This window comes from Halomonas caseinilytica, from assembly GCF_001662305.1.
Taxonomy (GTDB): Bacteria; Pseudomonadota; Gammaproteobacteria; order Pseudomonadales; family Halomonadaceae; genus Halomonas; species Halomonas caseinilytica.
On the sequence record NZ_BDEP01000015.1, the window covers coordinates 91,975 to 107,663 of the forward strand.

The 15,689-nt window shown below is 54.0% G+C and carries 16 protein-coding genes; 15 read left to right on the forward strand and 1 reads right to left on the reverse strand.

From position 1 onward, the window contains the following. Positions 1-80 precede the first annotated feature (80 nt). From trbJ to A9O65_RS17570, 14 genes are all read left to right on the forward strand, one after another. Positions 81-848: a P-type conjugative transfer protein TrbJ gene (trbJ, locus tag A9O65_RS09165; protein WP_064701944.1), complete on the forward strand. Its 768-nt coding sequence runs from the start codon at positions 81-83 to the stop codon at positions 846-848. Positions 849-858: 10 nt separating this feature from the next. After that, positions 859-1,089, forward strand: a complete 231-nt coding sequence (trbK, locus tag A9O65_RS09170; protein ID WP_064701945.1) for an entry exclusion lipoprotein TrbK — start codon at positions 859-861, stop codon at positions 1,087-1,089. A gap of 13 nt (positions 1,090-1,102) precedes the next feature. Continuing rightward, complete coding sequence (gene trbL / locus A9O65_RS09175) at positions 1,103-2,599, forward strand: P-type conjugative transfer protein TrbL (RefSeq protein WP_064701946.1); 1,497 nt, start codon at positions 1,103-1,105, stop codon at positions 2,597-2,599. A 12-nt stretch (positions 2,600-2,611) separates the two neighbouring features. Next, a complete protein-coding gene (locus tag A9O65_RS09180) occupies positions 2,612-2,878 on the forward strand; it encodes a hypothetical protein (protein WP_064701947.1) in 267 nt (88 codons plus the stop codon). Positions 2,879-2,946: 68 nt separating this feature from the next. Next, positions 2,947-3,147, forward strand: coding sequence for a hypothetical protein (locus A9O65_RS09185; protein WP_064701948.1), 201 nt, complete (start codon positions 2,947-2,949; stop codon positions 3,145-3,147). Between the two features lie 151 nt (positions 3,148-3,298). Next, the gene (locus tag A9O65_RS09190; RefSeq protein ID WP_064701949.1) at positions 3,299-5,689 is read left to right on the forward strand and encodes a DNA/RNA helicase domain-containing protein; all 2,391 of its coding nucleotides are present in this window, start codon (positions 3,299-3,301) and stop codon (positions 5,687-5,689) included. A 107-nt stretch (positions 5,690-5,796) separates the two neighbouring features. Further along, positions 5,797-6,153, forward strand: coding sequence for a nucleotide pyrophosphohydrolase (locus A9O65_RS09195; protein ID WP_064701950.1), 357 nt, complete (start codon positions 5,797-5,799; stop codon positions 6,151-6,153). A gap of 221 nt (positions 6,154-6,374) precedes the next feature. After that, entirely contained in the window at positions 6,375-7,151 is a 777-nt protein-coding gene (locus A9O65_RS09200) for a type IV toxin-antitoxin system AbiEi family antitoxin domain-containing protein (RefSeq protein WP_064701951.1), read from the forward strand. Continuing rightward, a complete protein-coding gene (locus A9O65_RS09205) occupies positions 7,141-8,061 on the forward strand; it encodes a nucleotidyl transferase AbiEii/AbiGii toxin family protein (protein WP_064701952.1) in 921 nt (306 codons plus the stop codon). The genes A9O65_RS09200 and A9O65_RS09205 overlap by 11 nt, the downstream gene beginning before the upstream one ends. 101 nt (positions 8,062-8,162) lie before the next feature. Beyond that, positions 8,163-8,537 (forward strand): hypothetical protein, encoded by a 375-nt coding sequence (locus A9O65_RS09210; RefSeq protein ID WP_064701953.1) that lies wholly within the window; start codon positions 8,163-8,165, stop codon positions 8,535-8,537. Between the two features lie 200 nt (positions 8,538-8,737). Further along, positions 8,738-9,508 (forward strand): abortive infection family protein, encoded by a 771-nt coding sequence (locus A9O65_RS16955; protein ID WP_082920149.1) that lies wholly within the window; start codon positions 8,738-8,740, stop codon positions 9,506-9,508. A gap of 11 nt (positions 9,509-9,519) precedes the next feature. Continuing rightward, positions 9,520-10,848 carry an ATP-binding protein gene (locus A9O65_RS16960; RefSeq protein ID WP_074749292.1) on the forward strand — a complete coding sequence of 443 codons (1,329 nt, stop codon included), beginning with the start codon at positions 9,520-9,522 and terminating at the stop codon, positions 10,846-10,848. A gap of 242 nt (positions 10,849-11,090) precedes the next feature. Beyond that, positions 11,091-11,972: a pentapeptide repeat-containing protein gene (locus tag A9O65_RS16965; protein ID WP_082920150.1), complete on the forward strand. Its 882-nt coding sequence runs from the start codon at positions 11,091-11,093 to the stop codon at positions 11,970-11,972. 3 nt (positions 11,973-11,975) lie between these two features. Next, the gene (locus tag A9O65_RS17570; RefSeq protein WP_074749290.1) at positions 11,976-12,596 is read left to right on the forward strand and encodes a nucleotidyltransferase domain-containing protein; all 621 of its coding nucleotides are present in this window, start codon (positions 11,976-11,978) and stop codon (positions 12,594-12,596) included. A 1,014-nt stretch (positions 12,597-13,610) separates the two neighbouring features. Here the strand turns inward: A9O65_RS17570 and A9O65_RS09225 are convergent. Further along, positions 13,611-13,856: a hypothetical protein gene (locus tag A9O65_RS09225; RefSeq protein WP_064697956.1), complete on the reverse strand. Its 246-nt coding sequence runs from the start codon at positions 13,854-13,856 to the stop codon at positions 13,611-13,613. Positions 13,857-14,877: 1,021 nt separating this feature from the next. On the opposite strand from A9O65_RS09225, the gene A9O65_RS17205 reads away from it, so the two are divergent. Beyond that, positions 14,878-15,543, forward strand: a complete 666-nt coding sequence (locus A9O65_RS17205; protein ID WP_139180649.1) for a hypothetical protein — start codon at positions 14,878-14,880, stop codon at positions 15,541-15,543. Positions 15,544-15,689: the final 146 nt, after the last annotated feature.

Sequence of the window (15,689 nt, forward strand, 5' to 3'; positions counted from 1 at the left end):
GGGGCTCGCAATCTTCATGAGTGAGCCGCTACAGGTTGGTGAGTGCAACTTAGTCACGATGAAGCTAAGAGCACTCAATCATGAGAAGAGAACGAATTTTAGCGGCTAAAACGGCTGCCCTCATCATGTCCTTGGCGTTGACCACGTCCATGCCTGCCCAAGCGGGCATTCCTGTCGTCGACGGCACCAATCTTCAGCAAAACGTCATGACGGCGATGGAGTCCGTCTCACAGACCCTCAAGCAGATCGAGCAGTACCAGACGCAGTTGCAGCAGTATGAAAACCAGTTGCAAAACACCATGGCTCCTGCGGCCTATATCTGGGATAGGGCACAATCCACGATTAATGATCTGATCCAAGCCACCAATACGCTTCAGCATTATCAGAACCAGCTCGGCAGCCTCGATGCCTACCTAGGCAAGTTCCAAGACGTAGCGTATTACCGGAGTTCTCCCTGCTTCAATGGCGGCGGTTGCACGGATGCCGAACGTGCAGCGATGGATGAAAACCGCCGCCTGGCGTCTGAATCGCAAAAAGCGGCCAACGATGCGCTCTTCCGGGGGCTGGATCAGCAACAGGATAATCTGGCGTCTGATGCTCGACAGCTTGAACGTCTGCAATTTGCTGCTCAGGGCGCGGATGGCCAACTTGCCGCCATTGGTTACGCCAACCAACTAGCCAGTAACCAGGCCAACCAACTTCTGCAAATCCGCAGCTTGCTGATTGCTCAGCAGAACGCTGAAGCCGCCCGTCTTGCCGCCGAACTGGATGCAAACGCCAGAGGGGAAGCGCGGGAAAGGCAGATGCGTACCTGGAATTACCAACCTAGCGCAGCAGATCGCTATTAAGGAGGCTGCGATGAAGAAGATCATTCCACTTGTGGCAGCTATTGCCTTGGTAGGTTGTGAGCAGGAAACGGTACCAGAGGCGAGCGCGATCACGTGTGCGCCAGTTGCCTTTCAGCAGGCTATCCGCGAGCTGAGCCGAGAATCGAACCGAAAAGCCTTTACCGAAGCCTGCCGATCTTTCGAGAAGGCCCAACGCATGCGGGAATGGGAGTTTGAGCCCAGCTCCCCCGACAGATATTGAGGGAGGGCGTCGCATGAAACGATTCGTGTTTGGTGGTTTGGGCGTGATCGCCGTCGTCCTGCTGTCCGATACCGCAATGGCTCAGGAGCTATCCAGCAGCAACATCATGGATGATGTGTTGGATCGCTTTCATTCCGCGGCATCAACGTGGGGGCCTGTCATAGAAGCGGCCGCCAGTCGGTTGTTCTGGACCCTGGTCGTGATCTCGATGGTCTGGACGTTCGGCATGATGGCACTGCGTAAGGCCGACATTGGTGAGTTCTTTGCCGAGCTTGTTCGTTTCACCATCTTTACAGGCTTTTTCTGGTGGTTGCTGACGAACGCGACTCAGGGCATGAACATCGCGGGAACCATTGTACAGTCATTGCAAACCCTTGGGGCACAGGCCGGTGGCCTCTCTAACAGCAACTTGGGGCCGTCCAGTATCCTCGATATCGGTTTTGAACTGTACGACCAGACGGTGAAGGCTACGTCAGAGTTGAGCTGGAAACAGTTTGCCACTGCGTTGGTGATGGAAGGTATGGCCTTGGCCGTATTGCTGGTGTTGGCGATTATCTCCGTCAACCTGCTCCTGCTGCTAGCCGCCAGTTGGATACTGCTTTATGCGGGAGTGTTTTTCCTGGGGTTTGGCGGCTCCCGTTGGACATCAGACATGGCGATCAACTATTACAAGGCCATTCTCGGCATAGCGGCTCAGTTGATGGCAATGGTGCTCCTGGTCGCCATCGGTAGAGAGTTTATTACTCACTACTACTCGCAGTTGAGCGAGAACATGGCGTCCCAGGAGTTGGTCGTGATGCTGGTTGTTTCGGTGATCCTGCTGTTCCTGGTTAACAAGATTCCACCGATGATTTCCGGCCTGGTGTCGGGTGGCAGTGTGGGAGCAATGGGCATCGGGTCATTCGGTGCCGGTGCTGCGGTAGGAGCAGCCATGACAGCGGCAGGTATGGCCCTCACGGCGGGCAAGATGGCTGGGAGCGCAATGTTGGGCGGTGCGGCGAATGCAGTAGGTGGCGGGTCAGCCATCAAGGCTGCCTTCGAGAAGGCCCAGTCCAATATGTCTGGGTCTGGAGCCGACGTGCCGAGCTTTGGCACTGGAGGTGACAGCAAGGGTGGTGGGAGTGGCAGCAGCTCCACCGGAAATGAAGCGGGCACCGGTGACACCCCATTTGCGCAGGCGGCTGGTTTCGCTGGTCCTGGCTCCCGATCTGGTGGCGGTAGCGGATTCAGGCGAGCAGCATCCTTGGGAGCGGGAACGGCTGGCGAGCTAGCTAAAGGGGTTGGGTCGAAGATGGCTGGGAAGTTCCAGGGCAAGGTCGATCAAACCGCTGGTGGCCGCTTGGCGTCCTCCATCCGCGCGGGCATGGAGCCGGAAGGGGATAGTGATGTCGCAGAAGCGGACGACTCTGCTCCCTCATTCGATAGTAACAGCCTGGGCGGTAGTGAATACCAGCAGGACCGTAGCGACGAGATCGCTCGCTTTGTGAACCGTGGCCAACAGGACACCTAAGGAGATCTCACGATGAAACAACGCCATTTTATGGTAGCCCTGGATATGCTCGACGAAGAGCGGGAGGCCTACACAGAAGCCGCTTTCGTACCTGCTGTCGAGCTATCGGTCGAGGGAGAGAGGAACCTTGGGGCAGAGATTGCCGCTTTCGTGAACCGTCCGGCCCACTCGGGCCGCGAGGAGGCACCACGCAGCACGCACACTAGCAACGATGTAGGAGCTGGAACCGGAAGAACCCCGTTTTCAGAGGCGGCGGGATTTTCCGATACTGGCTTCTGACATTATGGGAGCCATTGACCAGCGATAGCTCAGGCGGCCAATGGCCGCCTTTCCGCCAGGAGGTAGACATGACCGGGAAGACACGCTGGCAACGGCGTAAAGAGCTGGAAGACAAAACCGTCGAGCAGGTCGGCGAGACGCACCCAGAAAGCGGGGAGCCGGCGGTTCGGTGGCTGACTTCCGAAGAGCTGGATGAACTGCGGCGAGATATGAAAGAAGCATCTGCCTGGGCGCGGGCTGAACTGAAACGGCGAAAAACAGATAGTTAGGCTGGGAACCGAAGCCCGTATGCACAGACCCCAGCCCTGTCAGCCTTTTAGTTCTGATCTGTGCTGTTGCAGCCGCTAGCGTGCATAATTGTCAAATGCATTCATGCGAACAACCTATAACTAACTGACCGAAAAGGGAACTTTTGAGGGTATGCTGGTCTACAACGCCACCAAGCAGCAGTTCATCGACGATGTACGAGCCAACGTCATCACCGACGCCATCGAGAACGAGGTGGCACGCAGACTGAACCGCAACTCGCCGCGCAGCGAGGTGGCGTCGTGGGAGAACTCCCTGCGCTTCATGATGAGCGTTCTGCTCGACGAGGGCATTCCCGCATCGGCGGGAGTGGCCATCGAGTACAACATTCCGCTGACCAATCGCCGTGTGGACTTCATCCTGACCGGCAAGAACCACCAGCGGGACGATGCAGCGGTCATCGTTGAGCTGAAACAGTGGCAGTCCGTCGAGGTGACGAAGAAGGATGCCATCGTGCGCACCCAGCTGGGCGGCGGCGTGCGCGAGACCAACCATCCGTCGTACCAGGCGTGGTCCTATGGCGCGCTGATCGAAGACTACAACGAGACGGTACGCTCCGAGTCGATCCGCCTGGTGCCCTGCGCCTACCTGCACAACATGAAGCAGGGGAACGCCATCAATGATCCCTTCTACGAGCATCACACGCGCCGTGCGCCGGTCTTCATTTCGCAGGATGCCTTGAAGCTTTCGAAGTTTCTGAGCCAGCACATCAAGTACGGTGACAGCAACAACATCATGTATCGCATCGAGCATGGTGTGATCAAGCCGAGCAAGAACCTGGCGGATGCCCTGGCATCAATGATGCAGGGCAACGCCGAGTTCCTGATGATCGACGACCAGAAGCTGGTCTATGAAACCGCCATCGATCTTGCGCATCGCGCAGGCAGCGGCAAAAAGCAGTGCCTGATCGTCAAGGGCGGACCGGGCACCGGCAAATCGGTGGTGGCCATCAACCTGCTGGTGGAGCTGACGAAGCGCGAGATGATGACTCAGTACGTCTCGCGCAACTCGGCCCCTCGTGAGGTCTTCAAGAAGAAGCTGACCGGCACGCGCAAGAAGACGCACATCGACAACCTGTTCAAGGGCTCGGGCAGCTACGTCAACGCCGAGCCGGATACCTTCCATGCGCTGATCGTTGACGAGGCGCACCGGCTGAACGAGAAGTCGGGCATGTATCAGAACCTGGGCGAGAGCCAGATTAAGGAGGTGATCGCCGCGTCACGCTTTTCGATCTTCTTTATCGATGAAGCGCAGCGCGTAACGCTGAAGGACGTGGGGACGGTCGAGGAGATCCGGCGGCGGGCGGCCGAGTGCGGCGCCGATGTCCACGAACTTGAGCTGGCGTCGCAGTTTCGCTGCAACGGCTCGGACGGTTACCTGGCATGGCTCGATCATGCCCTTCAGGTTCGTACCACGGCCAACACCGATCTGGAGGACATCGATTACGACTTCCAGGTATTCGACGACCCGAGTGCCATGCGCCGGGCGATTCTCGATAAGAACCGCAAGGCCAACAAGGCACGCATGGTGGCGGGCTACTGCTGGCCTTGGGCCAGCAAGAAGGACAAGCAGGCCATGGACATCGTGTTTCCCGAACATGACTTCGCGGCCCAGTGGAACCTCGATGACGACGGCATGCTTTGGGCGATCGCCGATGGATCAGCAGAGCAGATCGGCTGCATTCACACCTGCCAGGGGCTCGAGTTCGACTACGTCGGTGTCATCATCGGAGACGACTTCGTGATTCGTGACGGTCGCGTGGTGACAGACGCGGGCAAGCGGGCGGGGCAGGACCGCTCGGTTCATGGCTACAAGAAGATGCTCAAGGAGCAGCCTGAGCATGCCCGTGCCCTGGCGGACCAGATCATCAAGAACACCTATCGCACGCTGATGACACGGGGCCAGAAGGGCTGTTACGTCTATGCCACGGACCCCGAGACCCGCGAGTACTTCGCGGCCTATGCTCGCTCTCAAGCAGCGGCTGAGCGGCTGGACGCGCCCGAGAATGCCGAGACGCTGGATGGCTTGCATCTTCCCATCGTGACGCGTGATGAGGCGGTGCCGTTCGAGCGCCATGTACCCGTCTACGACCTGAGCATCGCCGCTGGTGAGTTCAGCGAGATGCAGATCGCCGAAGCCGAGCACTGGGTCGAGCTGCCGGACTTCATGCGGGCAAGCCCCGGTCTGTTCGTCAGCCGGGTGGTGGGGGAGTCGATGAACCGGCGCATTCCCAATGGCGCCTGGTGCCTGTTCCGTGCCAACCCAGGCGGCACACGGCAAGGAAAGGTCGTCGTGGTGCAGCATCGCGCCATCGAGGACCCGGATCATGGTGGCAGCTTCACGGTGAAGCAGTATCAGAGCGAGAAGGTCGAGGAGTACGGCGAGTTCGTGAACCAACGCATCGTGCTGAAGCCCCAGACCAACGCCTTCGGCTACAAGGACATCGTGCTCGAGGACGAGCTTGAGGACCTGAAGGTCATCGGCGAATTCCTCTCCGTGCTGTGAGCGAGTGGGCGGCCTGAGGGTCGCCTATGCCGATGCCGGCTGGATAGCGAGCGGCAGAGCAGGCATGCTCACCGCTATTCGATTTTGCAGAACCAGGTGAGTGACACATGTCAGACCCGTTCAAGCAGCTCCGCGACGCCATGGACCAGTTCGCCACCGAGCGCGACTGGGACCAGTTCCACTCGCCCAAGAACCTGGCCATGGCGCTGACGGTGGAGGCAGCTGAGCTGCAGGAGTGCTTTCAGTGGCTGACCGAGGCGCAGTCCACGGAGCTGGATGAGCAGCAACTGGCCGCCGTGCGCGACGAAATTGCCGATGTGCAGCTCTATCTGATCCGGCTGGCGGGCAAGCTGGACGTGGATATCGAAGCGGCATGCCGGGCGAAGATGGAGAAGAATGCGCAGAAATATCCCGCCGACCAAGTGAAGGGAAGTGCGAAAAAGTACACGCACTATCAGGATTAATCTGATGTGTGGCCGCTTTGTCCCCCTGCAGCAGCCTTCTCAGCCTGGCCTCGTCCCTCAAGCTTCCTCCGGCTAAATTTGGGCTCAAGCAGGGCCGGAGACTCAGCTTTCGGTTTAAATCCTGTGCTAAAAGCGGCCTTGAATGGCGATTTTGTGCTTGAAGATAAACCTGCGTGGTTTATTCTTCACTCTGAAGACGGAATTTAAGGCCGCTTTTTCACGTGAAAATAAACCAGTTGCTGCACAAGATACCATATGGCGCCGTCGTGACGACCGCCTGGCTAGCATCACACGGCGTCACCTCGGATCAGGCGCGAAAGCTGGCCGGCAGTGGCTGGCTGCAACGCGTGGGGCACGGCGCCTACTGCCAAGCGGGGGAGCCTCTTACCTGGGAGAGCGCTGTTTTCGCCCTGCAGACGAGCGACGACACGGGCTTACCACCGCTGTGGCCGGGTGGCCAGACAGCCCTGGCACTGCATGGCTTTGCCCACTATCTGCCCATGGGGGAGCGCACAACGCACCTGTATGGCAAGGAGGCCGCTCGGCTGCCCCGGTGGTTGAGTGATGCCGAGTGGGCAGGGCGGATGGTGCTCCACTCTGAAAAGGGCCTGCCGGTGCAGCTTCCCGGTAGCTTCACGGACTACGCACCGGATGGCAGGGCCTTCAGCTTGCAGGTATCGACTCCTGAGAGAGCGGTCCTGGAGTGGATCGCCGTGACGCCGAATGAGCTGCTATTCGGCAGCGAGCTGGTGGATACCTTCAGCGGGCTCAATACGCTTCGTCCGCGCCGGCTGCAGGCATTGCTGGAGGGATGCCGTTCGGTGAGAACCAAGAGGGCCTTCTTGGTGCTGGCTCGCCACGCCGGGCATGCCTGGTACGGTCGTCTGGAACCACGCCGACTGGACCTCGGCAAAGGCAAGCGGCAGCTCTGCCAGGGCGGCAAGCTGGACAGGGAATATCACGTGACGGTGCCGGAGGCGTTCCTGCATGCCGATTGAAGCTCGCTACCACGAACAGGTCAGGCTGCTGGTCTCGCTGCTGCCTTATCTCAATGATGAGCCGTGTTTCGCCCTCAAGGGGGGCACGGCCATCAATCTCTTCGTGCAGCCATTACCTCGCCTATCGGTCGATATCGACCTGGCCTACTTGCCGTTGGAGCCCCGTGACGAGGCCCTGCGACGCTGTCGCGAGGCGCTGCAGCGGCTGGCAGAGACTTTTAGTGCCAGACTGCCAGGCGTGCGCGCCGAGCTTCAGGATAATCGCCGAGACGAGCTGAGAATCCTAGTGCGTCGAGGTCGCAGCCAGGTGAAGGTGGAGGTATCGCCGGTACTGCGTGGCACTCTGCACCCGCCGCAGGAGCGCGATGTCGTGGAAGCAGTGGAAGACGATTACGGCTTCGCTGCGGTGCAGGTGGTGTCACTGCCTGACCTGTATGGCGGCAAGATCTGCGCCGCGCTGGATCGCCAGCACCCCCGGGACCTTTTCGATGTGAAGCTGCTGCTGAACCAGGGCGGCCTGAATCGAAGCGTATTCGAAGGCTTCCTGGTCTATCTGCTGGGGCATCCCAGGCCCTTGAACGAGGTGATCAACCCTCGGCTGAAACCGTTGGACGACGTCTACCGACAGGAGTTTGTCGGGATGGCCAGGGTTGATCTTCCTTTGCAGGAACTGGAGGACGTCCGGCACGAACTCCTGACGCGGTTGGGCCAACTGACCACCAATGAGGATATCCGCTTTCTTCTGTCCTTCAAGCAGGGGGCGCCTGACTGGGCGCTGCTTTCGCTGCAGGGCGTTGATCGGCTGCCTGCCGTGCGCTGGAAGCTAGCCAATATCCAGAGGATGACGCTTGACAAGCACCGTCAGTCACTAGAGCTATTGGAGCAGGCGCTGGGTAGCCTTCGGAGGTGACGTCTCACACCCCCAGCGATGTACCGGCCTAAGTAGACTTCTCCTTACATCCCTGAGGCGCTAGGCTGTTACGCATAATTACGCTAGGCGCAGGGGGTGACATGGCGAACAGTAGGGAAGCTCAGCTCCAGTGGGACATTTCCAAGGACATGACCGCCCGCGGCTGGAAGGCCGGTACGGCCGGTGGCTACGGCCTCACCTTGGTCAGCGAGGCGGACTCTGGCAAGCCCCACGATCCCGAGAAGCAGCGCCGTGCCGAGATCATCGACCGGCACAACGACCTCTACGGCGCAGAGGTCAGCGATGACGAAGCTGTATTTTTTCAACGGCATCGCAGACCGCATCGAATGCGACGAAGCGGTGTTGCCCAAGGGTCGGAACTACACACAGGCCCGGTGGTGCACGGCCTCTTCCCGAAGAAGGTCACCGACGCTGTGCTCGATGCCTTTAGCGATCACGAGAAGCTTTTAGGGTGAGGAAACAGGAAGGCAGTTCGCGCTGTTGATTCTCAAGCTGTTGGCAGGGAAAGGCGGACGAGATGTGAAGCCAAGGATGTGATTTTTCCATCTATGGGGTAATGAGGGACTGGCCTTGATTTTTCATCAGTTCATGCAGCGCTTTTAATTGCTATATTGAACATAAATCTTTCCCTATAAATTAATAAGAAGGTTAAGGTATGCAGGCAGTTCCTCGAGTTACGGTTGACAAGTTTTCACGCGCTTACGGCGGGCAGCGCGTAGGGTTTTCCGCAAAACAAATCACGGATTACTTCGCACGATTTTCGCCACTAGTGAAACCATATGATCATTATGCTATGAACCCGACGCGCTTACAGCTTTTCGTCGAGTCCGTATATGCGCTAACACCCGAACAACAGTACTACGCGCTTAACGACCTTACATTTTTCGAATACGAGTCCCGGTACGGGTACCCACCAGAGGACGAACGTGCCTCTTTGCGTGAAGAGTTACACTCGTACATATCCAAGACTCCGATCGGCTTAGCATTTTCAGAACTTAGAGAAACTGCTTTTCGCAAAGACTGGGTCACGGCACATGGGCGTTTACTTGCAAATCCTGCAGCAGCGGTAACAGCTGCTCGAACACTTTTGGAAACTTTTTTTAAGACAATTATTAGCGAGCGCGATAGTGAGCCAGATACCTCAGGAAGCCTAAGTCGCCTCCTCAAGCAGGCCCAGGATGCCGTTGGTTTTGTACGTGCAGAGAACCAGGCGGAGCACCAGCTTCTGCAGGGCCTCGTCAGCACGATTGAAGGCGTGGCAAGCATTAGCAACGCGGCCGGTGATCGGCACGGAACAATCGCCGGAGTGAGCCTGAACGACCCCCACCTTGCGTACCTCTGCGTGAACGCTTGTGGTACCGTGGGCTTGTGCTTTATTAAAAAGCATCTCTTTGAGCCGCTTCCTCAGAAAAAAGAAACTAATTAAAGGGCAATAAGATGATTGAGGGGTATGATAAGTTTTCTTTTGGGAAGAAGTTGAATGAGGTGGTTTCGCCTGCAAGGCCAGTAATATCAATTGAGAATCTTATTGGCAGGGAAGATGAGTTAGATAGGATAGAAAAAGCTCTTTTTTCGCCCGGGAGAAATGTTTTTATATATGGCGAAAGAGGTGTGGGGAAATCATCACTTGCAGCAACTGCTGCAAATCAATGGCAAAGCTCTGACGCCGAATATATTGATGTATCTTGCTCGCCTGATTCGACAGTTAAGTCTATTGTTGCAAGTGTTGCTTCTCAAGCTGTGAATGCCAGCTGGATATCAGATTCTAGACTTACTGAGCAGGCTACTATAGGGCTGCAATGGCTAAAGTACTCAATCAAAAGCGAAGTGTCTCCAACGGATTTTTCCGAAAAGATTCGTGGCATTAGTGACGCTGTTGAAGTGTTAAAAGAAGTGTCTTTGATACATTCAGAAGTACCAGTAGTGGTTGTGGATGAGGTGGATAGGATTGAGTGCGAGCGGGAAATTGATTTTTTGGCGGATCTTCTAAAACAAATTGGCGACAAGAGGGTTGAGATAAAATTTATTTTTACCGGTGTTGGTGAGACCCTGAATGAAATTCTTGGCGCACATCAATCAGCAATACGTCAACTGGAAACCATAGAACTGCCTAGATTAAGCTGGGATGCTCGTTGGGATATTGCAATTCACGCGCTAAAAGAATTTAACATAGAAATTTCAAGAGATATTTATATTCGCATAGCAGCAGTAAGTGATGGCTACCCTTATTATGTTCACCTGATAGTTGAAAAGTTGTTGTGGATACTTTTTGAGAAAGATGAAGTGGTTGCGGAAGTAACTTGGGATGATTACTACTCAGCTCTTTATAAAGCAATATTGGGGATAGCTGCGGAGCTAGCTAGACCATATGAACTAGCTGTTAATCAGCGCAGCCAAGACTATGAAGAGGTTCTTTGGTCAACTTCAGCTGATGAGTGGCAAGGTGCATATCTTTCGGACATGCATAAGCAGTATACAAATATTATGTCACAGGTTGATGATAAGCTTCCTCTTCCTTACGATAAGTACTCTTCAAGGGTTAGAAACCTCTTGAAGCCTGAATATGGTGAAATTTTAAAAAAGGGTAAAAAGCAAGGGTATTACCACTATCGCGAAAAAATGCTTCGTGGTTATATACGAATGCAAGCAGAAGCAAATAGAGTTGAAATCATTAGCAAAGAAGCCGAGGCAACTATAAAGAATTTCATACATGTTGCGGCAAAGAATGTTGGTTATCACAAATCAAAGCCGCCTAAAGGTTTGTAGTCGATGGTGTTTTTAATATCAAAATTCCCGTATGTCTACATGCTGTGTCAGTGCCCATTAAATGTCCGCTTCTGGTCGAGCGAGGAATTTTAGTCTATGTTGATAGATGGTTTGGGACCCACAGCGGGTCCTCATAGAAAGTGCTGTCGGTGTATTGGTTAAATGGGATGGTACTCTGTAGCATTGTCCCGAAAAAATATTATACAGATAATGCCTGTCAAAAATAGAATATCGGTGGCTCTATGGATTCAAAATCATTTGATGAAAACAGGAGGTCTGTGACCGAAGAGGCTAACGAATTGCCACCCATGAAAGGGAGGCTGGAAGGGCCATTTCGTGAGCACCGAAAAGATCATGTGGTCGATGTCGAAGTCATGGCGGATATCCATGATTCTTCACTCTTTTTTCAGAAACGGTTGGAAAGGATTTTTGCAGTCAGTCGCCGTTTCATGAGGGTCTCTTTTAAGCAGGTGGTAATCAGGGATTGCTATTTTCGAAACTGTGAATTTATCGATTGCGACTTTACAGGTGCGCATATATCTTCTTCTAACTTCCAAGGGGCTAAGTTTGAAGGTTGCAATTTTTCATATGCGACATTCGAAAAGACTGAGATAGAGTTAGATGTTATTACGCATAACCTTCCCCCTTACGAGAATCTGAAGCGTGACTTAGCTCGGTCTATTCGTACAAACTATGAAAGCATAGGTAATTACGATGGCGTCAACGCAGCTATTCTTGTGGAGCTCAGTGCAACCCTTGAGCATTACCGAAAAGCCGCTTTCTCTGCAGAAGCGCATTATCGTCGAAAGCATAAAGGGCTGAACCGGGCTAAATATGCGGGGAAGTATTTTGGATTTTGGATTCTAGATAAATTATGGGGAAATGGTGAGCGGCCTTGGAGGCTTGTATGGACTGCTCTTTGCGTATGGCTCCTTGGTACTATCTATGGCATATGGGGGGTGGGACTACCAATATCGGGTGCAATTGCTACATCTGCGTCTGAGTTTGTTCTCGGGAGTGGAAGCGAGCTTGGTAAAACTGTTGGGATAATTCTTGCTCTAACCCGTTATCTTGTTCTTGGTATGTTCTTGGCTTCACTCGTTAAGCGCTTGGCTAGGCGATAATATATGTGGTTATATATTTTTGGGTCAGTGGTGAGGGGAGAGTTAGATCGGCAGTCGGATGTAGATATGTTGGCTGTTCTGGAAGATAAAAGCGCGCAAGGCAGCCTCCCGAATACATTCCTTGTGTATAGCAAAATGGAGTTGACGGAGTGCTTTGAAAGAGGCGACCTGTTTTCTCATCATTTGGCAGCGGAAAGTCGGTTGGTTTATTCTTTCGATGGGTCAGATGTGATAAGAGAGCTCGGTATGCCGGCTCCTTATCAGACTAGCGCTGATGACTTTGAGTGTTTTTGCGATATCTTGGAAGAGGCTCTTCGACAGCTTCGGAGTGGAAGCAACTGCTCAGTATTTGAGCATGGTTTGCTTTACATGGCTTTGAGGGATGTCGCGATGATTCTTTCTTATCGTGAAAGAGAGAGACCTATCTTCTCGAAGTATGCTCCGTATCGTGTTGACCCGAAACTAAAGTTGGATCTTGCAAAGTACGAATCAATAAAAAGCTGTCGTGCAGCGTCTACACGCGGACCTGTTGCAGGGGAGCTTAAGGCTTTGTCGCGTGATGACCTTAATACCATTGATGACTGGGTGAGATCTTCTAGGAGGGTGTTTTGTGAGAGGCTTTAAACAGAAGATTGAGTGGCAGCGTAAAGTGCTTGAGTCTGTTAACTCCGGACTCCCCCTTGAGCGACAGCTTCCTGGGCTCACGAAACAGGTAGTACTTGCTTGGGAGTCAATGCATCCTGATCAAGTTAATGGGGAATTACGAGAGTTCATTTTGCGAGCGGCCGAGCTTACTGGCTCGATCAATGATTTCAGTGCGCCGATAACGATACCAATTGAGGATGCTCAGGAGGAGCTAGAACGGCTTTGCATTGTGATTGAAAGAGTAGTCAAATCTGACATGGTGACATAGTATTAAAGGTCAATGTGCCCGGTTTCGAATAACGACGGTTCTCCCTAGTTTAGTGGTATTTAAGCTTAAAAATTCAAAGCGTGGCTTGGTGCAAGATTTGACGTATCATTGTCGCTTTTGGCCGCAATCGGTCAGCATGCCTTTGAGTGGTGCAGTCTTACGCTCCCACTGAGGCATGCCATTCGAGATAGGGGAGGCCCAAAACGGTACACCACCGGTACACACACCAGCTTCGTGTGCTATCCTCAAATTTCGCTAAACTACTGATTCCAAAGAACTGTACCTTTCGCTCTATTACGGTCGCTTTCCCTTGGATATCAGTAGCTTATTGATTTATAAGCGAACTCATAATCCCTTGGTCGCTGGTTCGAGTCCAGCTGGGCCCATCAATGAGTGAAGCCTGAGAGGAAGGTGATTTTGGAAGGGGCAGGGCTATTCGATCGGCCGGTATTCTGTACCGACTCTTTCATCCGACCCTCCTCCCACTGCTCCAGGTAGCTGTGCAGATGACCAGACTTGCGACACTGAATTGTGCCGGCGGCGCGATCATCTTGTACTTGGCATGCATGTGCCAGAGGGGGAGGCGCGATACACACCTATGAATTCGGCAACTTCGCCGATGTTCAGTATCTCGTCTGTCATGTTGCCCCCAGAAACAAAAAAGCCCGCGCTGCAGCGGGCGGTGTCGTGGTCTGATTACTACATCGTGAACTGGACTGCGTTTGTCAGAATCTGATCTGGTCCCAGCTGATGTTTTTTTCCTTTCCAATATAGTCAAGGCTCTTCTCGCAGCCTTCGATGCTCTCACTAAGGAACTCGACGATGTATTCTCCGTTTGGGAGGCGTTCCTTGACTCGGCAGTTGATGTGTCGGCCCTGACGGTCAAGCACGAAAAACTGTTCTTCTCCCACTTGCAGATGCTTAGCCTTGTCCAACGGCTCATCCGCCATCATGATGTCTTTGTCTGCCATATTGCCGCTTCTCCGGCCTGTGCGTGATCTCGAAGCTCATTGTCCGCATGGGCCTCTTCCTTCGCTCGGGCAAGGCCTACCTGGCGTTATCGCCATAGCCGCCTGAATCGTGTCGCAAGGCGCGTGCGGGCCTATACACCTAGAGTAACACTAGGTGGCATCACCCGACATGGCTTTGCGATCCTCGCAGCGGCGGTGATCATCACATCTGCCCTATGAGCCTGCCCGATACGGGCCGAGCGATAGCACGACGCCGATGTCGATGAGCATGGTTCCTCCTCGGCTTGGCTTTTGCAATCGGCGCATTCACGGCCAAAGTCCACGCAGGTTGGGGGGCGGGTTCTTGGCCTGGCGGTGACATGTTCCAGAGACTCGTTTGCCGTGTCTTTTATGATCTTTGCGGCTTGTTCGTATTCGTTTTCGTGGGCGTTGTCTGTGTTGAGCAAGAATTGCGCTTGCAAACGTTTTGGCGGCATCGAATCGGATGGTTTTGGCCCGGCGCATGAGGGAGGAGGTGGGTAAGCCCGTTTGTACCTTTTACACTGCTTCTGCTGGTAGTGCCGTGGCTAATGTCGGGGATCGTGAATGGTATTGGCCATCGCCTGCGCAGAGTCTCGAGCTGATAGTGCTTATCGAGCCGGGTTCGTCAGACTGGTGGCTGGGTCTAGGCGAAACTCGGTTGGCAGGGTGTGCCCCTGAAACTACCTGTTTCGGAATGCATCTCTTTCGGTTGATCAATCTCCGCCAGCCGGGGCCGGCTCTGTTTCTGCGCTGGCGGCACGCCACCGGTGGGTGGTCAAAAGGTCTGAACGAGGCATGTGCTGCTGCTCGATAGATGTTTTGGTAATGATGTGCTTGTCTGCTGTATATGGCTGTTAATGAAGTAACTTCACTAGACCGGTCATTGAAGGTTACCTGACGTTTCCTGGGGTTACTAAACGACACTTCTTTTGGTTTGGTTTGAGTGGCAGGGGTTGGTATAGGTTGCCTGTCTTTTAAATAAAACGAAAAGGGGGTTGTCGTGAAGGTATCATCCTATATAGACGAAAGGAAGAGTAGGTTCGCCTCTCACTCCTTCTTTGGTTTTCTTTATGATTCTTCTGTATCGGTTGAAAGGCGGATTTCGTTTCTCCCGCGCCTTTCACACTTTGTGATGAGTTTTGCCGATATAAGCCAATATATATTGCCTTTTGAATCACCGGAAAACGACCTGGAGCGAGCTATAAATGTCCACTCAGAGGAGGATGCGAATCATTGGCAGTGGTTCATCAATGATCTGAAACGTATGGAGAAAAGCAGTGGAGGCTTGCTGACTGATCATATATTGTTTCTTTGGTCGGGTGAGAATAAAAATGGGAGGCTGCTAACGTACAAGTTGATAAGTCTCATAGCGGGCCAGCCGGCCAAGATGAGGCTGGTGGCTGTTGAGGTCATGGAGGCGGCCGGGAACGCATTTTTTGAAGCTCTCGCCGATGTCACCAAAGAGATAAGTCCCGCTCTGGAGTATTGTGGAGAGCTTCACCTCAGTCATGAAACTGGGCATACCATAGGTAGCGACGAGGAGCTGGTTGATGCAGTCGAGTATTCGCCAGAAGAGATGAAGCAAGTCCGGGCGATCATAGATGATGGGTTCTTGGCCTTCGAGAACTTCTTCACCGAGCTGGAAGAAAATACCAGGCCACGCTGAAATGGGCCGGCATTCCGAGCCTGATGACCGTTACCCTCGTCGAAGGGCAGCGGTCGAGCTCCCGCGCAGCGACAGGCGGTTGATGGTGCGGATCATACCCGGAGGGGCTTTCTGGCGGTGACGGTTGCGGCAAGCACAGGGTAGCC